General features: G+C 61.0%; 20 protein-coding genes and 1 tRNA gene. 9 read left to right on the forward strand and 12 right to left on the reverse strand.

The window, feature by feature from the left end; translation table 11 throughout:
• Nucleotides 1-69: 69 nt before the first annotated feature.
• Nucleotides 70-1,290: an MFS transporter gene (locus JL2886_RS00225; RefSeq protein WP_065270177.1), complete on the reverse strand. Its 1,221-nt coding sequence runs from the start codon at nt 1,288-1,290 to the stop codon at nt 70-72.
• 105 nt (nt 1,291-1,395) lie between these two features.
• Between JL2886_RS00225 and JL2886_RS00230 the strand changes: the two genes are divergently transcribed.
• Nucleotides 1,396-2,070 (forward strand): DNA-3-methyladenine glycosylase family protein, encoded by a 675-nt coding sequence (locus tag JL2886_RS00230; protein ID WP_065270178.1) that lies wholly within the window; start codon nt 1,396-1,398, stop codon nt 2,068-2,070.
• Nucleotides 2,067-2,732 carry an alpha/beta hydrolase gene (locus tag JL2886_RS00235; protein ID WP_065270179.1) on the forward strand — a complete coding sequence of 222 codons (666 nt, stop codon included), beginning with the start codon at nt 2,067-2,069 and terminating at the stop codon, nt 2,730-2,732. The genes JL2886_RS00230 and JL2886_RS00235 overlap by 4 nt, the downstream gene beginning before the upstream one ends.
• A gap of 27 nt (nt 2,733-2,759) precedes the next feature.
• Here the strand turns inward: JL2886_RS00235 and JL2886_RS00240 are convergent, their stop codons facing one another.
• Entirely contained in the window at nt 2,760-3,449 is a 690-nt protein-coding gene (locus tag JL2886_RS00240) for an rRNA large subunit pseudouridine synthase E (protein ID WP_065273446.1), read from the reverse strand.
• Nucleotides 3,450-3,665: 216 nt separating this feature from the next.
• Here JL2886_RS00240 and JL2886_RS00245 point away from each other — a divergent pair, with 216 nt between their 5' ends.
• Entirely contained in the window at nt 3,666-4,250 is a 585-nt protein-coding gene (locus JL2886_RS00245) for an HNH endonuclease (RefSeq protein ID WP_065270180.1), read from the forward strand.
• An 8-nt stretch (nt 4,251-4,258) separates the two neighbouring features.
• Here JL2886_RS00245 and JL2886_RS00250 read toward each other — a convergent pair whose 3' ends face one another.
• Together JL2886_RS00250 and rocF are read right to left on the reverse strand one after the other, a co-directional pair.
• Nucleotides 4,259-5,323, reverse strand: coding sequence for an ornithine cyclodeaminase (locus JL2886_RS00250; RefSeq protein ID WP_065270181.1), 1,065 nt, complete (start codon nt 5,321-5,323; stop codon nt 4,259-4,261).
• A complete protein-coding gene (gene rocF / locus JL2886_RS00255) occupies nt 5,320-6,246 on the reverse strand; it encodes an arginase (RefSeq protein WP_065270182.1) in 927 nt (308 codons plus the stop codon). The genes JL2886_RS00250 and rocF overlap by 4 nt, the downstream gene beginning before the upstream one ends.
• Nucleotides 6,247-6,362: 116 nt before the next feature.
• Between rocF and JL2886_RS00260 the strand changes: the two genes are divergently transcribed.
• The gene (locus JL2886_RS00260) at nt 6,363-6,788 is read left to right on the forward strand and encodes an Lrp/AsnC family transcriptional regulator (protein ID WP_065273447.1); all 426 of its coding nucleotides are present in this window, start codon (nt 6,363-6,365) and stop codon (nt 6,786-6,788) included.
• Between the two features lie 43 nt (nt 6,789-6,831).
• Here the strand turns inward: JL2886_RS00260 and JL2886_RS00265 are convergent, their stop codons facing one another.
• Both JL2886_RS00265 and JL2886_RS00270 read right to left on the reverse strand, forming a co-directional pair.
• Complete coding sequence (locus JL2886_RS00265; RefSeq protein ID WP_065270183.1) at nt 6,832-7,296, reverse strand: disulfide bond formation protein B; 465 nt, start codon at nt 7,294-7,296, stop codon at nt 6,832-6,834.
• Nucleotides 7,293-7,871 carry a YqaA family protein gene (locus tag JL2886_RS00270; RefSeq protein ID WP_065270184.1) on the reverse strand — a complete coding sequence of 193 codons (579 nt, stop codon included), beginning with the start codon at nt 7,869-7,871 and terminating at the stop codon, nt 7,293-7,295. The genes JL2886_RS00265 and JL2886_RS00270 overlap by 4 nt, the downstream gene beginning before the upstream one ends.
• 159 nt (nt 7,872-8,030) lie before the next feature.
• Between JL2886_RS00270 and JL2886_RS00275 the strand changes: the two genes are divergently transcribed.
• A tRNA-Leu gene (locus tag JL2886_RS00275) sits at nt 8,031-8,116 on the forward strand.
• Between the two features lie 186 nt (nt 8,117-8,302).
• Here the strand turns inward: JL2886_RS00275 and tkt are convergent.
• The gene (gene tkt, locus JL2886_RS00280; protein ID WP_065270185.1) at nt 8,303-10,324 is read right to left on the reverse strand and encodes a transketolase; all 2,022 of its coding nucleotides are present in this window, start codon (nt 10,322-10,324) and stop codon (nt 8,303-8,305) included.
• Nucleotides 10,325-10,603: 279 nt separating this feature from the next.
• Between tkt and JL2886_RS00285 the strand changes: the two genes are divergently transcribed.
• Nucleotides 10,604-11,401, forward strand: coding sequence for a colicin transporter (locus tag JL2886_RS00285; protein WP_065270186.1), 798 nt, complete (start codon nt 10,604-10,606; stop codon nt 11,399-11,401).
• A complete protein-coding gene (locus tag JL2886_RS00290; RefSeq protein WP_065270187.1) occupies nt 11,401-11,802 on the forward strand; it encodes a cell division protein ZapA in 402 nt (133 codons plus the stop codon). The genes JL2886_RS00285 and JL2886_RS00290 overlap by 1 nt, the downstream gene beginning before the upstream one ends.
• Nucleotides 11,803-11,934: 132 nt before the next feature.
• On the opposite strand, the gene grxD is transcribed toward JL2886_RS00290, so the two are convergent.
• From grxD to JL2886_RS00315, 5 genes are all read right to left on the reverse strand, one after another.
• Entirely contained in the window at nt 11,935-12,297 is a 363-nt protein-coding gene (grxD, locus tag JL2886_RS00295) for a Grx4 family monothiol glutaredoxin (RefSeq protein ID WP_065270188.1), read from the reverse strand.
• A gap of 110 nt (nt 12,298-12,407) precedes the next feature.
• Nucleotides 12,408-12,638 carry a hypothetical protein gene (locus JL2886_RS00300; protein WP_065270189.1) on the reverse strand — a complete coding sequence of 77 codons (231 nt, stop codon included), beginning with the start codon at nt 12,636-12,638 and terminating at the stop codon, nt 12,408-12,410.
• Nucleotides 12,639-12,643: 5 nt separating this feature from the next.
• Nucleotides 12,644-12,880, reverse strand: a complete 237-nt coding sequence (locus JL2886_RS00305; RefSeq protein WP_065270190.1) for a BolA/IbaG family iron-sulfur metabolism protein — start codon at nt 12,878-12,880, stop codon at nt 12,644-12,646.
• A gap of 224 nt (nt 12,881-13,104) precedes the next feature.
• Entirely contained in the window at nt 13,105-15,270 is a 2,166-nt protein-coding gene (purL, locus tag JL2886_RS00310) for a phosphoribosylformylglycinamidine synthase subunit PurL (RefSeq protein WP_065270191.1), read from the reverse strand.
• Between the two features lie 523 nt (nt 15,271-15,793).
• The gene (locus tag JL2886_RS00315; RefSeq protein ID WP_065273448.1) at nt 15,794-16,699 is read right to left on the reverse strand and encodes a LysR family transcriptional regulator; all 906 of its coding nucleotides are present in this window, start codon (nt 16,697-16,699) and stop codon (nt 15,794-15,796) included.
• A 178-nt stretch (nt 16,700-16,877) separates the two neighbouring features.
• Here JL2886_RS00315 and JL2886_RS00320 point away from each other — a divergent pair, with 178 nt between their 5' ends.
• Together JL2886_RS00320 and JL2886_RS00325 are read left to right on the forward strand one after the other, a co-directional pair.
• Nucleotides 16,878-20,303, forward strand: a complete 3,426-nt coding sequence (locus JL2886_RS00320; protein ID WP_065270192.1) for an indolepyruvate ferredoxin oxidoreductase family protein — start codon at nt 16,878-16,880, stop codon at nt 20,301-20,303.
• 222 nt (nt 20,304-20,525) lie between these two features.
• Nucleotides 20,526-21,458, forward strand: a complete 933-nt coding sequence (locus JL2886_RS00325) for a lysophospholipid acyltransferase family protein (RefSeq protein ID WP_065273449.1) — start codon at nt 20,526-20,528, stop codon at nt 21,456-21,458.
• The last annotated feature ends 24 nt before the right edge of the window (nt 21,459-21,482 follow it).

Raw genomic sequence — 21,482 nt, forward strand, 5'->3', positions numbered from 1 at the left:
TGGGTCTCTAGCGAACACAAAAAAGCCGCCCCATTGGGCGGCTTTTTGAATTTTGGCTGAACGAAACTGTCAGACCCGCTTGGGCCGCAGAGCGAGCCAGACCAGCGCGCCGCCGGCCAGCACCAGGAAGGGCGCCATTGCCATGTTGACCGCGCTCCAGCCATCCACAGGCGAGCCGCCCGAGCAGTTCATCAAACCGCCCGAGGCGAGCGAGGCCATGGTCACACCGCCAAAGACCAGAAGGTCGTTCAGACCCTGCATCCGGCCACGCTCGTGCGGTTCATGCGCGCCAGCCAACATGGTGGTTGCGCCGATAAAGCCGAAGTTCCAGCCCACGCCAAGCAGGACCAGCGCGATGAAGAAGTTGCCCAGATCGACGCCCTGCAGCGCCACGGCGCCCGCACCGGCCAGAATGACCAGACCTGCGGCAACGATCTTTTCCACGCCGAACCGCGCGATCAGGTGACCGGTAAAGAAGGAGGGCACATACATCGCCAGCACGTGAGAGGTTACCACATCGGCCGCGTTGCCTTCGGTATAGCCGCAGCCGACCACGGCCAGCGGGGTCGAGGTCATCACGAGGTTCATCAGCGCGTAGGAAACCATCGCGCAGATCACTGCCACCGCGATCACCGGAGTTTTCAGAAGTTCGATGCGGCTGCGGCCCTTGGGGGCGTCATGGCTCGGGACCGGCGGTTTCGGGATATCAAGGAACAGGAACAGCGCCGCGCCCACCACGTTGACCGCGATCACGGCCATGTAGGTGCCAAAGAACGGTATGACAAAGGCCTGGCTTGTCGCCTTAACCAGCTGCGGGCCGATGATGGCTGACAAAAGCCCGCCCGCCATCACATAGGAAATCGCCTTGGGGCGGAACTCTTCGGACGCGGTATCGGCAGCGGCAAAGCGGTAGAAACCATGCGCGCTCATGTAGACACCGGTCAGAAGGCTGCCGAGCAGGAACACAGGGAATGAGCCGAGATAAAGACCATAGGCCCCGACCATGCCGCCAAATGCACCGAACAGCGCTCCGGTAAAGAAGCCCGCGCGGCGGCCCCAGCGCTGCATGATTGCCGAAATCGGCGTTGCTGCCATCATCGACCCGGCGACGATCAGTGAGATCGGCAAGGTGGCGAAACAAGGGTTGGAGGCCAGCGACTGCCCCGCGAGGCCGCCAATGGTAAAGATCATCGGCATCTGAGCGCCGAGGAAGGCCTGCGCCATCACGAGAATGGCAACATTCTTCTTGGCGACTCTGTCGTCGGTGGGGGTGGTCATGGTCTGTGTCATGTGGGATGCGTAACCCTGAATGTGAGCGGGAACAAGACGCCAGGCGCGCCTCATCGGGCGTCCGTCGGCAGTTTTGTGAAAATTAACAGATGAAGGAAACGTGACGTGGCGTCACACACAGATACAGAGAGCCGTGTAGTCACGGATAACGGGGTTGGACGGATCATTCACAGCGATGCATGCGTTACCGAAGGCGCGGCATGGCTGGCGGCGCGGCACCCACGCTTTGCCGATGCATTGGCCCAGATCGAAACTTTGCCACTGCGGCGCCATCCTGATGGTTTTGCGGAGTTGTTGAATGCCATCGTGGGCCAGCAGCTCAGCATTGCTTCGGCGGCCTCGATCTGGACCCGGATGTCCAATGCGGGGCTGACCGAACCGGATGCGATCATCGCGGCCAGCGACGAGGAAATGCGCGCAGCCGGGCTTAGCCGTCAAAAGGTCCGCTATGCGCGGGCTTTGGCGGAGGCCTCTATTGATTTCAATGCCTTGCGGAGTAAACCGGATGCGGAAGTCGTGGCGATCCTAACCGAAGTTTCCGGCATCGGGGTCTGGACTGCGGAAATCTATGCAATGTTTGCGCTAGGGCGGGCGGATGTCTTCGCGCCCGGCGATCTGGCCTTGCAGGAGGGCGCGCGGCTGTTGTTCGATCTGCCGGAACGTCCCAAGGAACGCGCCTTGCGCAAAATGGCCGAAGACTGGTCGCCCTGGCGCGCGGTTGCGGCACGGGTGCTCTGGGCCTATTACCATGTGAAGAAGGACAGGGAAGGGATCCGATGACTCGTGTATTGACTGCTGGCCGCAAAGAGCCGCTTTCCGGCTCAACCCGCTCGGTTGTGGTGTTTCTGCATGGCTATGGCGCCAATGGAGCCGACCTGCTGGGGCTGGCTGATCCGCTGGCCGAGCACCTGCCGGACACGCTGTTCGTGGCGCCTGATGCTCCCGAAAACTGCGCCGGGGCGCCGATGGGCTATCAGTGGTTCCCGATCCCCTGGATCGATGGATCCTCCGAAGAAGAAAGCATGCGCGGCATGCAGGCCGCCGTCGAGGATCTGAACGCCTTCCTCGACGCGCTGATGGTGGATGAGGACGTACTGCCCGAGCAGGTGGTGCTGTTCGGCTTCTCGCAAGGCACCATGATGAGCCTGCACGTGGCACCGCGCCGCGAGGATCCGGTGGCCGGCATCGTTGCCTTTTCCGGTCGTCTGCTGAGCCCAGACACCTTCAAGGACGAGGTGGTCAGCCGGATGCCGGTGCTGCTCGTGCATGGCGATGCGGATGACGTGGTGCCGGTGCAATCCCTGCCCGAGGCCGCCGAGGCCCTGCAGGAAGCCGGATTTCAGGACGTCTTTGCCCATATTCAGAAGGGCACCGGCCATGGCATTGCCCCCGACGGGCTGAGCGTCGCGCTCGCCTTCATGCGGGACAAGCTGAGCCTCTGACCGGCGCGGACGCCGAACAGGAAGAATTCAGGACGGGCGGCGAGGCTTTCGGGCCTTGCCGCCCGTTTTCTTTTGCTCGGTGTCTTTGGCTTTTTCCTTGGCCCGTCTCGCCTGCGCCCGGCGGTTGGGTAGCTGTGCGGGTTTTGGTCGTCCCGGGACCTTTGGCGGTTCCAGATCTTCCCATTTGGCCTGCGCCAGCTCATCCAGGGTCCAGGCGCCAATAGCAAAACGGATCAGCCGCAAGGTGGGGTGGCCGACCGCAGCGGTCATCCGGCGGACCTGCCGGTTGCGCCCCTCGGTAATGGTCAGCTCGATCCATGTATCGGGCACCGATTTGCGGACCCGGATCGGGGGAGTGCGCGCCCATAGACCGGCAGGTTCATCAATCCGCCGCGCCTTGGCGGGGTTGGTCAACCCGTCTTTCAACTCCACGCCCTGCCGCAGGGCCTGCAGCGCGGCCTCATCCGGCGTGCCTTCGACCTGCACCCAATAGGTCTTTGCCATCTTGTTGCGCGGATCGCTGATCCAGGCCTGAAGGCGGCCATTGTCGGTCAGCAGCATCAATCCCTCGCTGTCGCGATCCAGACGGCCAGCGGGGTAAACGCCGGGGCAATCTATGAAATCGCTCAGCGTCTTGCGGGGTCCCCCTTCGGTGCTGCGGTCGGTGAACTGCGGCAGAACGTCAAAGGGTTTGTTAAAGCGGATAAGCCGGGTCATGGCGCCGCAATAGGCCTCGTATGTGAAAGGCGCAAGTTTCTTGAGCAGGCCCGTCACCTGCCTGTCACGGAATCGGCCTATGCCTGCCTTCGAGATGTTGTAGCGCGCAAGGGGCTTGCCAGCTTTCTACCGCGATATATAGTTAATCTCAGACTGGGGCGGGTTCCCCGCTCTGGTGTCAGGTAACGGGCAGGCAGGGCGAGGAAGACGTTTAGAATGGACGGCGATTTCAGAACAGACTTTGTACGGGACCCCGGGGCGCTGAAACAGCACCCGGCCTTGGTACTGAATGCGGACTATAGGCCACTTTCCTATTATCCGCTGTCATTGTGGCCGTGGCAGGATGCAGTCAAGGCAGCCTGGCTGGACCGGGTGGCGATCGTTGCGGAATATGACACCGTCGTGCATAGCCCGAGTACTCAGATCCGAATACCGTCGGTTGTCGTCCTCAAAGATTATGTCAAACCTCAAAAGCGCGTGGCCTTCACGCGCTTTAATTTATTTCTGCGGGACGAATTCTGCTGTCAGTACTGCGGCGCAAGGGGCGATCTGACATTCGATCACGTGGTGCCCCGCGCTGCTGGCGGCGTGACCAGCTGGGAAAACGTTGTCGCGGCCTGTTCCAGGTGCAACCTGCGCAAGGGGTCAAAATCGCTGCACCGGGCCGGGATGCACCTGCGCAAGGCGCCCAAACGCCCCGGCGCCGAGGAGCTGCGCAATATCGGGCGCAAGTTTCCACCCAACCATCTGCACGACAGTTGGATGGACTTTCTTTACTGGGATTCCGAACTGGAGGCCTGAGCCACAGTTTATGCGGGGTGCGCGGTTCCGGCCCGTTGCAGCATGCCGAACAGATCACGCGGATCGTCCGGGTCCGCCAGCATGTCGAGTTCGATGAAGAATTCGCTGCCCTTGATCTGGTCGCGGATATACCGCAGTGCACTGAAATCCTCGATGGCGAAACCGACGCTGTCGAACAGGGTAATCTGCCGGTCGTCCCGGCGTCCTTGCTTCTGGCCGGTGATCACCTGCCACATTTCGGTGACTTCGAAATCCTCGGGCATCTGCTGGATCTCGCCTTCGATGCGGGTTTGCGGTGGGAATTCCACAAAGACATCCGACCGGGACAGGATACCAGCCGCCAGTTCCGTCTTGCCGGGGCAGTCACCGCCGATGGCGTTGATGTGTACGCCGGGGCCGACCATATTGTCGCTGAGGATGGTAGCGTATTGTTTGTCCGCGGTGCAGGTGGTGAGGATCTGCGCGCCTTCGATGGCCTCTTCGGGGGTTTTGCATTTCACCACTTCAAGACCGCAGCCCGCCAGATTACGGGCGCATTTTTCGGTGGCCTTGGGATCCTGATCATAAAGGCGCACGGATTTCAGACCGCAGATCGCCTTCATCGCCAGGGTCTGGAATTCCGACTGGGCGCCATTGCCGATCATCGCCATGGTGTGAGCGTCCTTTGGTGCCAGGTATTTCGCCACCATGGCCGAGGTCGCCGCCGTGCGCAGTGCCGTCAGCATGGTCATTTCCGTCAGGAGCACCGGATAGCCGGTGTAGACATCCGCCAAGAGGCCAAAGGCGGTCACGGTCTGCAGCCCCTCCGAGGTGTTCTTGGGGTGGCCATTGACGTATTTGAATCCGTATGCCTCCCCATCCGAGGTGGGCATCAGCTCGATCACACCCACGTCCGAATGGCTTGCCACGCGCGGGGTCTTGTCGAACAGCTCCCAGCGGCGGAAGTCCTCTTCGACATAGGCAGCAAGGTCGCGCAGCATGTTTTCCACGCCGGTGTGATGGATCAGGCGCATCATGTTGTCGACGCTGACAAAAGGCACCATGGCCTTGGCGGAAGGATTGAGGTTGGTCATTGGTAGCTCCGTGTGGGGCGGTCAAAGACGCGACGGCCCAGGGCCGAGGCGCAGAGATCGACCATCAGATGCGCGGTGCGGCCGCGTTCATCGAGGAAAGGGTTGAGTTCGACAAGGTCGAGCGAGGTCATCAACCCGGAATCATGCAGCATTTCACAGATGAGATGCGCTTCACGCACCGTGGCGCCGCCGGGCACCGTGGTGCCCACCGCCGGGGCGACAGAGGGGTCGAGGAAATCCACATCCAGCGACACGTGCAGCATGCCGTTCTGGGCTGCCACATGGTCCAGAAACGCGGCCAAGGGGCCAGTGATACCGTTTTCGTCAATGTCGCGCATGTCGTGGCGCCGGATCCGGCTGCCTTCCAAAGCCTGCCGCTCGGGCGTATCAACAGACCGCAGGCCGAACATGCAGACGTTCTCCTCGGGCACCGGGTTCTTCACAGCCGGAAACCCGTCAAAGCCTTCGCGACCGGTGAAATAGCCAACCGGCGTGCCGTGCAGATTGCCACTGTCGGTGGTTTGCGGTGTGTGGAAATCGGTATGTGCATCCAGCCACAGCACGAATTGCGGACGGTTCTGCCGGGCGGCGTAATTGGCCACACCGATGACTGAGCCAAGGGACAGCGCGTGATCACCGCCAAGGAAGATTGGCAAGCCTTGCTCCATTGCGGATTCTGCAGCATCGCGGAGCGCGCTAGTCCAACCGATGGTCTGGTTCAGCGAGAACAGCCGCGAGTTCGCCTCGTCCGGCGGGTGCGCTGCGGGTGTCACCGTGCCAAGGTCCGTCACCTGATGGCCCAGATCGGTCAAGGCCTTGGACAATCCGACGGTACGGTAGGCATCGGGTCCCATCAGGCAGCCGGCGCGACGTTTTCCACTGTCTACCGGCGCGCCGATCAGAATGCAGTTCTGTGTGCTCACGGGGGAAGGATCTCCATCACGATTGTGTCGAGCCTTCAAAGGAACTCCAATTCGGGGTGGATTGAAGTCAATATTTTGACCATAATGCGCAGCAAGTTCACGTAATGGAGGTAGGTTTGGACAAAACGGATGAACGGCTGATCGCGGCACTGCGCCACAATGCACGGGCGTCCCTGTCCGACCTGGCGCTGGAGCTGAACCTGTCACGCACTACGGTGCGGGCGCGCATCGAACGGCTCCAGGCGCGGGGTGACATCCTGGGATTTACGGTGGTCCTGAAGGAGGACGTTCTCCGGGATCCTGTGCGCGGCTTGATGATGATCGGGATCGAGGGACGCGGTGCCAGCCGGATCACGCGGCAACTGCACGGGCTACCGGAAGTGCGGGCGATTCACACCACAAACGGCCGCTGGGACCTGATCGTGGAACTCGGCACGGAAACGCTGGAGACGCTCGATTCTGCGCTTGCGAAGATCCGTAACTTTGATGGGGTGTCGACCAGCGAAACCAATCTGTTGCTGGCCACCAAGAAAGAGACCTGAGCGGGGCAGGGCGGGGGCGCCACCCGTTGCCGTTTCGTCCTGCTCAGCGACGCTGCCGCGCGGCCGCAATCCAGATCAGCATCAGCCCGGCAGAAATCACCGCGTTCCAGCCCGCCATCGACAGGCCAAACATCTCCCACGGGATTTCATCGCAGCGTACCATCGGCGCGGCCATGATCTGCTCCATCAACTGATCAGGTGTCAGCCCGGTAATCGATCCCGAGGTGCAGGCGCTCGGTCCTTCCCACCAGCCCTGTTCGACACCGGCGTGATAGGCCCCGATGGTTGAGGTCGCCAGCGCTGCCAACGCGCCGAGGTAGGGGAAGAATGCACCCGGGATCAGGATTGCCAGCGCCCCGATGCCAACGGCGGCGGCATGCGGATAACGCTGCCAGTAGCACATTTTGCACGGCGGCATTTCACCGATGTACTGAAAGCCAAAGGCCCCCAGCAAAAGGGCAGCGGATCCGCCTGCTGCAATCAGGATCAGGAAGGTTCTGAACGTCATAGGTATCTCACCACAAGAAAGCCGCCGAAAAGAAGCACGACAAAGGCCGTGAAAACAAGACCGAGCCGCCGCTCGATAAAGGCGCGTACCGGCGCGCCGAACAGGCGCAGCAGCGCCGCAACCGCGAAAAACCGCAGCGATCGCGCGAGGATAGAGGTTGCAACGAAGGTCACCAGCGGCATGCCGGTCCAGCCGGACATGATGGTGATCACCTTGAACGGGAATGGCGTGATGCCCGCGCCCAGAACCGCCCAGAAGCCAAAGTCGTTGAACCGGGTGTTAAAGGCCTCCATGGCATCCGCCTTACCCATCATCTCAAGGATGGGCTGACCGATGCCTTCGTAGAAGAAGGCACCGATGGCATAGCCCAGAAGCCCGCCCAGAACCGAAGAGACCAGCGCCACCAGGGCAATCAACCAGGCCCGCGAGGGGCGCGCCAGAATCATCGGGATCATCAGCACATCTGGCGGGATCGGAAAGACCGAACTTTCGGCAAAAGAAACGATGGCCAGCCACCACAGCGCCCGCGGATGATCCGCCAGCGCCATCGTGCGATCATATAGCCTGCGTAACATTGACCATCCGCCCTTAACCCCAGTGGCGCCGAGGTTGCACGCAGGCGCGGCAAGGTCAACATGCGGGTGGGGACTGAGAGGCGTTTGCACAGAATTATGCCATGTGGCAGCGTTTGGCTCTGGACCTCATCTGCCGCCTTGGGTAACAACAGCCCCGAGGCCCAAGTGGCGGAATGGTAGACGCAGGGGATTCAAAATCCCCCGCCTTAACGGGCGTGCCGGTTCGAGTCCGGCCTTGGGTACCAGCCTCAACCCCATCTAAATTCATGAATTCACAAGTGTTGCCACATCGGGGCCATCCGGTGCTTTCGATATTATGACGTGGCCTCAAGAGCTTGACGTCTGTTCTTGCTTCACACTTCACGGGTCGGAAATGAAATGAGGCGCCCGGTTGGGGCGCCTCTGGTCTCATTGATAGGATGGTCCGTAGATCACCCAAGCAGCTCTTTTGCCTTTGCAACGGTGGCCTCTGCGGTGATACCGAATTTCTCGAAAAGCTCATCTGCCGGTGCGGAGGCTCCGAAGCGGTCCATGCCCACGAATGCGGCTTTCTTCTCCTGGCCACGCTCGCCCAACAGCCAGCGGTCCCAGCCACCGGCGCGCACGGCGGCCTCGATACCAACACGCACGGGGCCTGCGGGCAGGACCTTGCGGCGGTAGGCTTCGTCTTGCTGAGCGAAGAGCTCCATGCAGGGCATGGAGACGACGCGGGTGCCGATACCTTCGGCTTCCAGCTTGGCCTTGGCTTCCATCGCCAGCGAAACCTCAGAACCGGTGGCGATCAGGATCACCTGACGCTTGCCTTCAGCCTCGGACAGGACATAGGCGCCCTTTTCGGTGAGGTTGCTCAGCTTGTGCTCGGTGCGCACGGTGGGCAGGTTCTGACGAGTCAGCACCATGACCGAGGGCGTTTCCTTGGCGGTAACCGCGATTTCCCATGCTTCTGCAGCCTCCACCGTATCGGCGGGGCGGAACACATAGGTGTTCGGGGTTGCGCGGCAGATCGCCAGATGTTCGACCGGCTGGTGGGTCGGGCCATCTTCGCCAACACCGATGGAATCATGGGTCATGACAAAGACGGTCGGGGTCTTCATCAGCGCCGCCAGACGCATCGACGGACGCGCGTAATCGGTGAAGCAGAAGAAGGTGCCGCCATAGGGGCGCATACCGCCGTGCAGGGTCATGCCGTTCATCGCAGCGGCCATGCCGTGCTCACGGATGCCCCAATAGACGTAGCGGCCCTTGCGGTTGTCGGTGTCAAAGACACCGAGGTCGCCGGTCTTGGTGTTGTTGGAGCCGGTGAGGTCGGCCGAGCCGCCCACGGTTTCCGGCATCAAGGGGTTGATCACCGCCAGCGCCATTTCGCTGGATTTGCGGGTGGCGACCTTAGGCTGCTCTTCGCTGATCTGCTTTTTCAGGGCCTTGATGGCGGCAGAGAGCTTTTTCGGCGCTTCCAGTGCGTAGGCGCGGTTGAACCGCTCCTGTTTCTGCTTGGACAGCTCGGCAAAGCGCGCCTCCCAGGCCGCGCGGTCAGCTGCGCCACGGGTGCCGATGGCTTCCCACTGGGCTTTGACGTCGGCGGGGACCTCAAAGGCGCCGAGCGGTGCGCCATAGGCTTCTTTGGCGGCTTTCAGCTGCTCGGCATCGGTCAGCGCGCCGTGACCCTTGGAGGTGTCCTGCGCGGCGTGGCCAAGGGCGATATGCGTCTTGCAGGCGATCATCGAGGGTTTCTGCGCCTTCTTCGCGGCGGTGATGGCCGCGTCGATGGCTTCGGGATCGTGACCATCGATTTCCTGCACGTGCCAGCCGGAGGCCTTGAAGCGCTGGATCTGGTTGGTGCGGTCAGAGAGTTCAACCGAGCCGTCGATGGTGATGTTGTTGTTGTCCCACAGCACGATCAGCTTGCCCAGTTTCTGACGACCGGCAATGCCGATGGCCTCCTGGCTGATGCCCTCCATCAGGCAGCCGTCGCCTGCGATTACATAGGTGTTGTGATCGACGACCTTCTTGCCGTAATGGGCGCGCTGCATTTCTTCGGCCATGGCAAAGCCGACGGCGTTGGCGATGCCCTGACCCAGCGGACCAGTGGTGGTTTCCACCGCATCGATCAGGAAGTTTTCCGGATGGCCCGCGGTCAGCGCGCCCATCTGACGGAAGTTCTTGATCTGATCCAGCGTTACCTGCTCATCGCCCATGAGATAGAGAAGCGAATAGATCAGCATGGAGCCGTGGCCTGCCGACAGGATGAACCGGTCACGGTCGGCCCATTTTGGGGCCTTTACGTCGAATTTTAAGTGCTTTTCAAACAGGACGGTGGCCACATCGGCCATGCCGATCGGCATGCCGGAGTGGCCGGAGTTTGCGGCAGCGACGGCATCAAGGGTCAGGGCGCGAATGGCGGCGGCCTTGTTCCAATGCTCGGGATTTGCGGTGCGCAGGGCTGTCAGATCCACTGAACTGTTCCTTTAGGTTGGCAGGCTGATGAGCCGCTGAATACCAGTGATGGGGCAAAGATCAAGCGTTGGCAGGCGTTTCTGTGTTTCGAACGCGAAGGACCGCTTGCAAGTGCTTGAAAGCAAAGAGGCGGTGTTTTACTCCTGCAAGGGTTAAGCTGCGCGTATGATCGGCAGGCATGTGCGATTCGCACAGCAGTGCAAAGCAGAGGTGCAAACCGGCACGGCAGGAGGCAGCGCGAAGATCGCGCCAGCGAGATGGACGGGTGAGGGACAGGCATGAAGCAGATTGAAGACTTGCAGGGCCGGATCCTGGCCGCAATGGACCGGATCGGGACGGGTGTCGGCGCACTTGAACAAGCGCGCAGCTCAGCCGAGGCCAAGGCCGTTGCGGCGGCCGATACCAGCGCGCTGGAACAGGCGCTGGACGAAGAACGGGTCGCCAATGCCCAGTTGACCGAACGGGTCAAGGTCCTGCGCGGGCGGTTGAAAGAGCTGGAAGAGCAGGCACCGGCGGCGTCTACGGCAGATGCCTCGGGTGATATCGCTGCAATGCAGGCCGAGCTTGAGCTTTTGCGGAATGAGGCTGCAAATGCCCCGCAGGCCGAAGCCTTGAAACAGGAAGTGGCGCGGCTGAAGGCGCAAATGGAAGGCGCAGCCAATTCGGCGGCCACCGAGAAAGAAAGCCTTGAGGACCGGATTGAACAGCTCGAGGCCGCCAATGCGGAACTCACGGCTCAGCTGGCTGAAGCCGGATCCGTTCAGGAAACGTCCGCTTCCGAAACTGCGCATGGTGAAAACGGCGGCACTGACGAGGAGGTGCTGCAGCGACTGGACACGGAATTGCAGCAATTGCGCCTGGCCAACGAACAGCTCCGTACATCTAACGCTGCCCTGCGCGAAGCCAATGCCGAAGGGCTGGGCGATGCCGGGCTGATCAATGCGGCGATGGCAGCAGAGATCGACGGTCTGCGCGCGGCGCAGGCGAGTGACAAGGCGCAGGTGAACGCGGTTCTGGCCCGGCTTGAACCGCTGCTGGCGGCAGCGCCCAACCTGCCCGAAGGAGAGGAAATTTGATGCCCGAAGTGACCATTCATATTGGCGGCCGCGGTTTCGAGGTCTCCTGCCAGGAAGGCGAGGAGAGTTATCTGCATTCTGCGGCCAAGATGCTGGATGATGAGGCGCAGGTGCTGTCGGACCAGATTGGCCGTATGCCCGAAGCGCGCATGCTGCTGATGGCGGGGCTGATGCTGGCGGACAAGACCGCAGCGGTCGAGGACCGGATCAAAGAGGTCGAGGCGGTCCTGGCTGAGCGCGAGGCGGAACTGGCCGCGCTGAAGGCACAGCCCGCGCCGGAGCCGGAGCGGATTGAAGTGCCTGTTGTGCCCCCTCAGGTGGCTGAAACCCTGGCCGAACTGGCCGCCCGCGCCGAAGCCATGGCGCAGGAGATCGAAGAAAAAGCCTCTGCCGCGCAATAGGCGGCGGGGCGCTGCGCTGACGGGGTCGATCGGTTTTCGATGTCGCTCGCCGAATGTCCGAATCCGAAACGCAAAAAAGGCCTGTCACGCGTGCTGCGGACAGGCCTTTTTCATGTTGTCTGGTCGTGCGGCTTAACCGTTGGCTTCGCGGATCTTATCCGCCGCGGCCTTGTCAAAGCTGACGCCGTTCTCTTCGAACATGCCGTCGAGTTCACCGGAGAGGGTCATTTCGGTGATGATGTCGCAGCCGCCGACGAATTCGCCTTTGACATAAAGCTGTGGAATGGTCGGCCAGTCCGAGTAATCCTTGATCCCGGCGCGGATCTCTTCGTCGGCCAGCACGTTGACGTCGGTGTAGTCAACGCCGATGTAGTTCAGAACACCGGCCACGCGGGAAGAGAAGCCGCACTGCGGCATGTCCTTGGTGCCTTTCATGTAAAGCACCACGTCGTTGGATTTGACGGTTTCGTCGATGCGGGTTTTTGCGTCGCTCATGTTGCGTTTCCTTCTGGCGGATGTGCCGTTGTCCTGCTGCCCGAGATATAGGGAATAATGTGGAGAATTCCAATCCGGGCCGGGGAACGGATGTGTGAGGCTCTGCGCGCTCAGCTCTTGTCTTTGGGAACAAAAAGGCGGGCATATTCCTGCGGGTCCTTGGGGACCTTCCAGGTCCTGACAGACCCGCCGCCCATGCCGGACTGATAGTCCGAGCGCAGCGTGTGATAGTCCGGGTCGCTGTCGTCTTCTTCCGTTGGTGCGCGTCGTTGACCGATGACGGCAACAACTGCCGTCATCACAATAACGCCGACCACCAGAAAGGACATGAACAGCGACATGTGTGCTACTCGGGCGCTTTGGTGGTCAGGGCGAGGGCGTGCAACTCACCATTGGCGCCGTCCATTTTGCCTTTGAGGGCCGCGTAAACGGCGCGCTGCTGCTGCACACGGTTCTTGCCGCGAAAGCTTTCATCGACGACCATCGCGGACATATGCACGCCGTCGGTGCCACCGACCTGGATTTGGGCATCGGGAAAGGATGCGCGCAGAAGCTCTTCGATTTCATGGGCCTGCATGGGCATTGCGTGGGATCCTCGTGGTTCTGTTCGCTAAAAATGTAGGCCTGACGGAGAGGCAGTTCAAGCAGGGAGATGCTCCCGCCGCGCAAGACCTGATTGAAAATCAGACCGTGCGAGTTGGGCCCGGCAGCGCGCGATGCACGCTGCCGGGCCCAAGGCCGTAAAGGGGGGCTTGCCATAGGCAAGGGCACCTGCGGGCGCGGGAGGGCGCCCGTTTGTGTTTGATATCAGGCGACGGCCTCGGCAAAGCTGCTGCGGAAAATCTGCGACAGCTCTTCCAGCGGCGCTTCGCTGCCACCGATTTTTACCGTGTCACCGGTGAAACGGCCCACGGTGGTGACGCTGACACCGGCCTGACCGGCTGCCAGCATCAGACCTTCGGCTTGATCAAAGTTGCAGGCGACCAGATAACGGGCCTGATCTTCGCCAAACAGGGTCGGGGTGTCACCGGCATCGATCTGGACGCCAACGCCAGCGCCCTCGGCCAGTTCAAAGGCCGCCAGCGCCAGACCGCCATCCGCCAGATCGGTGCAGGCCTTGATCAGCTCGCGGTTGGCCCGGATGAATTCGCCGTTACGCTTTTCCGCTTCCAGATCCACCGTCGGCGCATCCCCGTCCTCGCGGTTGAAGACTTCCGCCAGAAGGGCCGACTGGCCCAGGTGGCCAGTGGTTTCACCGATCAGCAGGGCGATATGGCCTTCGCGCACTTCACCGGTGATCGCCTCTTCGCCCTCGGCGATCAGACCCACGGCACCGATGGTTGGGGTGGGCAAGATTCCCTGTCCGTCGGTCTCGTTATAAAGCGAGACGTTGCCCGAAACGATCGGCATGTTGAGCGCAGCAACAGCTTCGCCGATGCCTTTGATGGCGCCGACGAATTGGCCCATGATCTCGGGCTTTTCCGGGTTGCCGAAGTTGAGGTTGTCAGTCGTCGCCAGAGGCAGGGCGCCCACGGCAGAGAGGTTTCGGTAAGCCTCGGCTACCGCCTGTTTGCCACCCTCAAAGGGGTTCGCTTTGACGTAGCGCGGCGTCACATCGCTGGTAAAGGCCAACTGTTTGCCGGTGCCATGCACCCGGACGATGCCGGAGCCCCCGCCGGGGCGGCGGGCGGTGTCGCCCATCACGGTGGTGTCGTACTGTTCATAGACCCACTGTTTTCCGGCGTAGTTCGGTGAGGCGATCAGCGCCTTCAGGCCGTCGATCGGATCGATAGTGGGCACATCCGCATCAGTCAGCGGTTCTGCGGTGGGCGTTTCGACCCAGGGCCGGTCGTATTCCGGCGCAGAGGACGCCAGTTTCGACAGCGGTAGGTCGGCCATCACCACGTTGTTGTGCTGGATCAGGAAACGGTCCTCGGCGATTGTTTCGCCGACGATGGCAAAATCGAGGTCCCATTTTTCGAACACTGCCTTGGCTTCGGCCTCTTTCTCGGGCTTCAGCACCATCAGCATCCGCTCCTGGGATTCCGACAGCATCATTTCATAGGCGGTCATGCCTTCTTCGCGTTGGGGGACGTCTTCGAGGTTCAGCTTGATGCCAAGCTCACCCTTGTCGCCCATTTCCACCGCCGAACAAGTGAGACCAGCTGCGCCCATGTCCTGGATCGAGATCACCGCGCCGGTCTGCATCAGCTCCAGCGTCGCTTCCATAAGGCGTTTTTCGGTGAAGGGGTCGCCAACCTGAACGGTGGGGCGTTTTTCCTCGATGGTGTCGTCGAATTCGGCCGAGGCCATGGTGGCGCCGCCGACGCCGTCACGTCCGGTCTTGGCGCCCAGATACACCACCGGCATGCCGACACCGGATGCGGCGGAGTAGAAGATGCTGTCGGTCTTTGCGAGACCCGCCGCGAATGCATTCACTAGGCAGTTGCCGTTGTAGGCAGAGTGGAAGCGGACCTCGCCGCCTGCGCAGGGCACACCGAAACAGTTGCCGTAGCCGCCGATGCCTTCGACCACACCGTTGACCAGCTGCCGGGTCTTGGGGTGGGACGGCTCACCAAAGGACAGCGAGTTCATCGAGGCGATTGGCCGCGCGCCCATGGTAAAGACGTCCCGCAGGATGCCGCCAACCCCGGTTGCCGCACCCTGATAGGGTTCGATGTAAGAGGGATGGTTGTGGCTTTCCATCTTGAAGACCACCGCATCGCCATCGCCGATATCGACGATACCGGCATTTTCACCCGGGCCGCAGATGACCTGGGGCCCCTCGGTGGGCAGGGTGCGGAGCCATTTCTTGGACGACTTGTAAGAGCAGTGCTCGTTCCACATCGCCGAGAAGATGCCCAGCTCGGTAAAGGTGGGTTCCCGTCCGATGATTTCGAGGATCAGTTGATATTCCTCGGAGTTCAGTCCGTGGTTTTCAATCAGTTCGGGCGTGATTGCTGGTTCCTGCATCCGTGTCGTATCCCCAGTGGCTGCGGTTGCGCGCCTTTTAGGGCAAGGAAGCGCACGGGGGAAGGGCAAAGCGTATGTATCATCGAAGGCAGGGCGTTTCGTCGCTGTGAGAAGGTCAGGCTTGGGGGGGGGGGGGGGCATGCTCGAATTGCCTGAAAAATGTGCAGACCGTCATTGGGGGCCGGAAAATGCCGTCATTATCCGTGCATGTGAGAAAACTGGGCAATGATCACCGGCGAAAGGGTTGCAGGCGCCGGTGTGGATGCGAGACGTTGAATGTGTCAGGCGCTTCCGAGTGGCGTGAGACCTGATCGAAAGCCTCAGGAGCTGACCAAATGGCCAAAAAAAAGGCCGAGCACTAAGCTCGGCCGAAGTCCAACAGGGAGGTATGAAGTGCGCCTTGGCGCCGTCTTCATGAGGGTCATTTAGGGATAGAGCTTCTCTGCTTCAAGAATTTTCCGTCTCAAATTGCGTCATTTCTGGTATGCATGTTATGCATAGCTTAACGCCTGCTGACCTAAGGTCAGAGTTTCCCCATCTCTTTCATATGTTTGCGGTGCGCCATGATCTCGGTTTGCACGAAATCGCGGAAAGCTGACACCCGCTGCGAGTGACGCAATTCTTCCGGATAGGCCAGGTAGACAGGCACACCACTGGTGTCCTCGTGCGGCAATACCTGTACCAGATCGGGGAAATCTTCGGTGACATAGTCAGGCAGGATGCCGATTCCCAGATCGTGCAGCACGCCCTGCAGGACCCCGAAGTAGTTGTTGACCGACAGCATCGAGCCGGGACCGTGGGTGATCAGTTTCTGGACCAGCACAGCTGCAGAACCCACCTGAGCCGAATTCTGGTTCTGGCAGATCAGACGGTGGTTCTTGATATCTTCGGCGGTCTGCGGCGTGCCGTTGCGGTCCAGATATGCGCGAGACGCATAAAGTCGCATCTGAACCGTCATCAGTCGCTTGCGCACCAGGTCCGCCTGGCTCGGCTCTTTCATCCGGATCGCAACGTCGGCTTCGCGCATGGGCAAGTCTAGAACCCGCTCTTCCAGCATCAGGTCGATTTTCAGATTGGGATATTGTTCAAAGAGCTTCGTCAGCCTGGGTGCCAGCCACAGTGTGCCAAAGCCGAATGTCGTGGTGACGCGCAATTCGCCGAACACTTCGTCCTCGCTGTCGCGGATCCGGGCCGAAGCCGCTTCGAGCCGTTTGGACATGGATTTGGTCGCGTCGAACAGCAGCTCGCCCTGTTCGGTCAGGATCAGCCCGCGCGCGTGACGGTGAAATAACGTCGCGTTCAGGCTTTCCTCAAGCGCACGAATCTGGCGGCTGACCGCGGATTGCGACAGGTTAAGCTTGTCCCCGGCGTGGGTCAGGCTGCCGACATCTGCCACGGCGTGAAAAATTCTAAGCTTGTCCCAGTCCATATCCGTTACTTTCGTTGTGCCCATATCAGCCTATATGAAACCTGACACTTGGATCAATTTCCGAATGCAGAAGCGCGCTTCCGGAGGGGGATATTGACAACAGTGGGTATACAGGTCAGTATTTGTGACCTAATATCGATGGAAATTATTGCAAGCCAGTTGTGGTTGGGAGGACCGGATGAGCACGCAAAAGATCTCGTTGAATGACAAATATGATCTGAGCAAATCGCCTGTCATGCTGAACGGCACGCAGGCGCTTGTGCGCCTGATGCTGATGCAGAAGGCGCGGGACACGGCTGCCGGTCTCAACACTGCTGGGCTTGTTACCGGCTATCGCGGATCGCCGCTTGGCGCTGTCGACATGCAGATGAGCCGGGCCGAAAAGCAGCTGAAAGAGGCCGATGTCACCTTTCAGTACGGTTTGAACGAGGATCTGGCCGTCACCGCCCTATGGGGTGCGCAACAGGCCGAAATCCGTGGTGAAGGCAAATTCGACGGCGTATTCGGTCTTTGGTATGGCAAGGGGCCGGGCGTTGATCGCGCCGGCGATGCCTTCCGCCACGCCAATATGGCCGGCAGCTCCAAGAACGGCGGTGTGCTGGTGGCGATGGGCGACGACCACACCGGCGAAAGCTCCACCGTGCTGCACCAGTCCGAATGGGCGCTGATGGATGCCTACCTCCCGATCCTCAGCCCCGCTGGTGTGCAAGAAATCCTGGATTTCGGGCTTTATGGCTACGCGCTCAGCCGGTTTTCCGGTCTCTGGGTCGGCCTCAAGACGATGAAGGACACCATCGAGGTGACCTCGGTCGTGGATGCAAGCCCGGACCGGGTGAAACTGGTTACCCCCGATTTCGCCATGCCGCAGGATGGGTTGAATATCCGCCTGGTGGATGACCGCTTCCAGCAGGAAGACCGGATCATCGACCAGAAACGCTTTGCTGCCGAGGCATTCAGCCACGCCAACAAGATGGACAAACGTATCTGGGGCAAACCCGGTGCCAAGATCGGTTTCGTGGCCGCGGGCAAGAACTGGCTGGATCTGGTCCACGCCATGTCTCTGTTGAATATCGACGAGGCCATGGCCGAACGTCTGGGCATCACCACATACAAGGTCGGTCAGGTCTGGCCGCTGGACATGAAGGGCTTCCACGATTGGGCCGAAGGTCTGGATCTGATCGTCGTGGTCGAGGAGAAGCGCAAGCTGATCGAGGTGCAGATCAAGGAGGCGATCTTTGACGACCGCCGTGGTCGCCGGGTCTACGGCTGGCACAAGGGCGGCGGCGCGGGCTCCATGCACGGGCCGGAACTCTTCCCGACGCGCTATGCGCTTGATCCTATCATGATCGCCGAGAAGCTGGGCGAGATTCTGATCGAAGAGGGCCGCGACACCGAGGCGATCCGCGCCGGGCTGGCCAGCCTGGACGAGGCGCGCCGCGCCGACAACGCCGAAGAGATCGCCGCGCGCCTGCCGTATTTCTGCTCGGGCTGTCCGCACAACTCCTCGACCAAGATCCCCGAGGGCAGCCGGGCCTATGCCGGGATTGGCTGCCACTTCATGGTGCAGTGGATGGACCGCGAGACCATGGGCTTTACCCATATGGGCGGCGAAGGCGCCAACTGGATCGGCGAAGCGCCGTTTTCAAAGCGCAAGCATGTGTTCCAGAACCTTGGCGATGGCACCTATAACCACTCCGGCGTGCAGGCGATCCGCGCGGCGCTCGCCGAAGGCACCAATATCACCTACAAGATCCTCTATAACGATGCGGTGGCCATGACCGGCGGTCAGGGCAACGAGGGCGGCCTTAGTGCCTATCGCATCGCGCATGAACTGAAGGCGATGGGGGTGGAGCATCTCGCCATCGTTTATGACGAGAAAGAAGAGATCGATTTCAAGCAGTTCCCGGCCGGAGTTCCCACCCATGAGCGGGCCGAGCTGATGAACGTGCAAAAGCAGATGGAAGAGGTCGAAGGCGTTTCTGCCATCATTTATGTCCAGACCTGCGCCGCCGAAAAACGCCGCCGCCGCAAGCGGGGCCTGTTCCCCGATCCCGATCAGCGCGTCTTTATCAACTCGGACGTCTGCGAAGGCTGCGGCGATTGCGGGGTGCAGTCCAACTGCGTCTCTATCGTACCCAAGGAAACCGAACTGGGCCGAAAACGGGCGATTGATCAGTCCTCCTGTAACAAGGATTTCTCCTGTCTCAACGGTTTCTGCCCCTCCTTCCTGACCATCGAAGGCGCCAAGATCCGCAAGGAAGCCACGGCCGAGCTGAAGCTGCCCGATCTGCCGATGCCCGACCTGCCCAAGATCGACGGCACCCATAACGTGGTGATCACCGGCGTCGGCGGCACCGGTGTTGTGACCATCGGCGCGGTGCTGGCGCAAGCTGCCCAAATCGACGGCAAAGGTGCCGGCATGATGGAGATGGCAGGCCTCGCACAAAAGGGCGGCGCAGTGCATATCCACTGCCGCATTGCCGAAACGCCTGATGACATCAGCGCCATCCGCGTCGCCACTGGCGAGGCGCACGCGCTGATCGGTGGCGATCTGGTGGTGAGTGCGGGCGCCAAGACCATCGGGTTGATGCGCACCGGCCAGACCGGCGGCGTGGTGAACAGCCACGAGATCATCACTGGCGATTTTACCCGCGACACCAATTTCCAGCTGCCCACCGACCGGCTAGAGGTGGCGCTGGAGGCACGCCTGCGCGAGCGGCTCGACATGTTCGATGCCTCGCAGCTGGCGCAGGCCACCATGGGGGATTCGATCTTCTCCAACATGATGGTCTTTGGTGGTGCCTTCCAACGCGGTCTGATCCCGGTCAGCCTTGAGGCAATCACCCAGGCGATCGAGCTGAACGGCGCTGCGGTGGAAAAGAACCTGCGTGCTTTTGAAATCGGTCGCTGGGCGGTGCTGCACCCCGAAGAGGTCGCCAAGCTGATCAAGCCCGCCAATGTGGTGGAACTGCCCAAGACGCTGGATGAAAAGATTGCTTACCGACAGGACCATCTGACTGCCTATCAGGGCAAGGGGCTGGTCAAACGCTATATGAAACTGCTGGATGGCATCGACGATGCGCGCCTGAAGGAAGCCGTTGCCAAGGGCTATCACAAGCTGCTGGCCTATAAGGACGAATACGAGGTGGCGCGGCTATTGCTGAGCAGCCGCGAAAAGGCCGAGGCGCAGTTTGAGGGCGATCTGAAGATCTCTTACAACCTGGCGCCGCCGATCCTGGGCGGGGTCGACGCCAACGGACGCCCGAAAAAGCGCCGTTTCGGCCCAAGCATGGAGCGCGGTCTGAAGCTGCTGGCGAAGTTCAAAGGTCTGCGCGGCACGCCGCTCGATATCTTTGGCTACACCGCCGAGCGCAAGATGGAACGGGCGCTGATCAAGCAATACGAGCGCGACATGAAGGAATGGCTGGCAAAAGCCTCGCCTGAGATCATGGACCCGCTGGTGGCTCTGGCCGAACTGCCGCTGCAGATCCGGGGCTTTGGCCCGGTGAAGATGGAGAGCGAGCAGAAGGCGGCGAAACGACGCGAAGAACTGCTGGCGGTTCTGCGTCAGGGCGGTGCTCCGATGAAGAAAGCGGCCGAATAAGCCGCAGGGGTGTTCTCCCGCCCGGCACGAGACAGCCGGGCAGTTGTCCTATGCCCGTTGGGTCCGGCGCCGCGCAGATGCGCGGCGCTGCTGCGTTTCGGGGCAGGGCGCAGGATCCTGCCGCAGGACGGGTCATGAGTCTGTTACGGGGATCTGAGATGCTGTTATGCCTAACCGGTCACCTTGGTGATTCCGTCCAGAAAGACCCAGCCCATGTCCGAGATGCAGCAACTGTCCGGCAATACCCAATCAAGAAAATCCCGGCCTGGAAAAATCCGGTCCAGCGCGCGCCAGATCGCGCGGGAGATCTCTTATGCGCATTCGGCGCAGACCCGTTCGGGGCGTCTGGTGATCCGAATGATGGAGAATACCACGGGCCGTCTGAAGCTGATCCGACGCGCACGGGGGTATGAACAGGAGGTCGCGGGTGGGCGCAGTTTCTGGAGCGTCATCGCTGAACGCTATGGTCTGTCGCTGGAGATCATCGGCGGCGCGCTGTCCAATATTCCGCGCGACAAGCCGGTCGTTCTGATCGCCAATCATCCCTATGGGATCCTTGATGGGCTGATGATGGGGCACATCCTGGCCGAAACGCGCGGGGATTTTCGTATTCTGGCGCATCAGGTGTTCGGCAAGGCGGAAGACCTGAACCGTATCATCCTGCCGATCGATTTTGCCGAAACCAAGGATGCGCTGCGCACCAATCTTGAGACCCGAAAAACGGCGCTCAGCTATCTGGGGCAGGGCGGCGCCATCGGGATCTTTCCTGGCGGCACGGTTTCCACGGGAGCAACGCCCTTTGCCCGGCCGATGGATCCGGGCTGGCGCAGCTTTACCGCACGGATGATTGCCAAATCCGATGCGGTTGTGGTGCCGGTCTATTTTGACGGCCACACTTCGCGCTTGTTTCAGATCGCCAGCCATCTGCACGCTACGTTGCGCATGGGGCTCTTGATCAAGGAGTTTCACAAGCGGGTCGATACACCGGTGCGGGTGGTGATCGGGGAGGCGATCGGGCGCGACAAACTTGACCCTTTGACCGGGGATGCCAAAGGAATGATGGATTTCCTGCGCAAAGCGACGTATGAGCTGTCTCCGACTCCTCTCGATCCGGGCTTGCGCGGGTTCGAGTTTGAAGAGAAACATCGCGCCTGAACGTGGCATCCGCGAAAGAAGAAC

Source organism: Phaeobacter gallaeciensis, assembly GCF_001678945.1.
In the GTDB taxonomy this organism is placed as follows: Bacteria; Pseudomonadota; Alphaproteobacteria; order Rhodobacterales; family Rhodobacteraceae; genus Phycobacter; species Phycobacter gallaeciensis_A.

What these genes read in the sequence shown, in the direction of transcription:
- JL2886_RS00325 (WP_065273449.1), top strand. Translation starts at nt 20,526, where the DNA reads ATGCAGCAACTGTCCGGCAATACCCAATCAAGAAAATCCCGGCCTGGA.
- JL2886_RS00300 (WP_065270189.1), bottom strand. Translation starts at nt 12,638, where the DNA reads ATGTCGCTGTTCATGTCCTTTCTGGTGGTCGGCGTTATTGTGATGACG.
- grxD (WP_065270188.1), bottom strand. Translation starts at nt 12,297, where the DNA reads ATGAGCGACGCAAAAACCCGCATCGACGAAACCGTCAAATCCAACGAC.
- JL2886_RS00270 (WP_065270184.1), bottom strand. Translation starts at nt 7,871, where the DNA reads ATGTTACGCAGGCTATATGATCGCACGATGGCGCTGGCGGATCATCCG.
- JL2886_RS00235 (WP_065270179.1), top strand. Translation starts at nt 2,067, where the DNA reads ATGACTCGTGTATTGACTGCTGGCCGCAAAGAGCCGCTTTCCGGCTCA.
- JL2886_RS00250 (WP_065270181.1), bottom strand. Translation starts at nt 5,323, where the DNA reads ATGACCAACCTCAATCCTTCCGCCAAGGCCATGGTGCCTTTTGTCAGC.
- JL2886_RS00285 (WP_065270186.1), top strand. Translation starts at nt 10,604, where the DNA reads ATGAAGCAGATTGAAGACTTGCAGGGCCGGATCCTGGCCGCAATGGAC.
- JL2886_RS00265 (WP_065270183.1), bottom strand. Translation starts at nt 7,296, where the DNA reads ATGACGTTCAGAACCTTCCTGATCCTGATTGCAGCAGGCGGATCCGCT.
- JL2886_RS00305 (WP_065270190.1), bottom strand. Translation starts at nt 12,880, where the DNA reads ATGCCCATGCAGGCCCATGAAATCGAAGAGCTTCTGCGCGCATCCTTT.
- JL2886_RS00290 (WP_065270187.1), top strand. Translation starts at nt 11,401, where the DNA reads ATGCCCGAAGTGACCATTCATATTGGCGGCCGCGGTTTCGAGGTCTCC.
- JL2886_RS00320 (WP_065270192.1), top strand. Translation starts at nt 16,878, where the DNA reads ATGAGCACGCAAAAGATCTCGTTGAATGACAAATATGATCTGAGCAAA.
- JL2886_RS00240 (WP_065273446.1), bottom strand. Translation starts at nt 3,449, where the DNA reads ATGACCCGGCTTATCCGCTTTAACAAACCCTTTGACGTTCTGCCGCAG.
- JL2886_RS00315 (WP_065273448.1), bottom strand. Translation starts at nt 16,699, where the DNA reads ATGGACTGGGACAAGCTTAGAATTTTTCACGCCGTGGCAGATGTCGGC.
- purL (WP_065270191.1), bottom strand. Translation starts at nt 15,270, where the DNA reads ATGCAGGAACCAGCAATCACGCCCGAACTGATTGAAAACCACGGACTG.
- JL2886_RS00225 (WP_065270177.1), bottom strand. Translation starts at nt 1,290, where the DNA reads ATGACACAGACCATGACCACCCCCACCGACGACAGAGTCGCCAAGAAG.
- JL2886_RS00245 (WP_065270180.1), top strand. Translation starts at nt 3,666, where the DNA reads ATGGACGGCGATTTCAGAACAGACTTTGTACGGGACCCCGGGGCGCTG.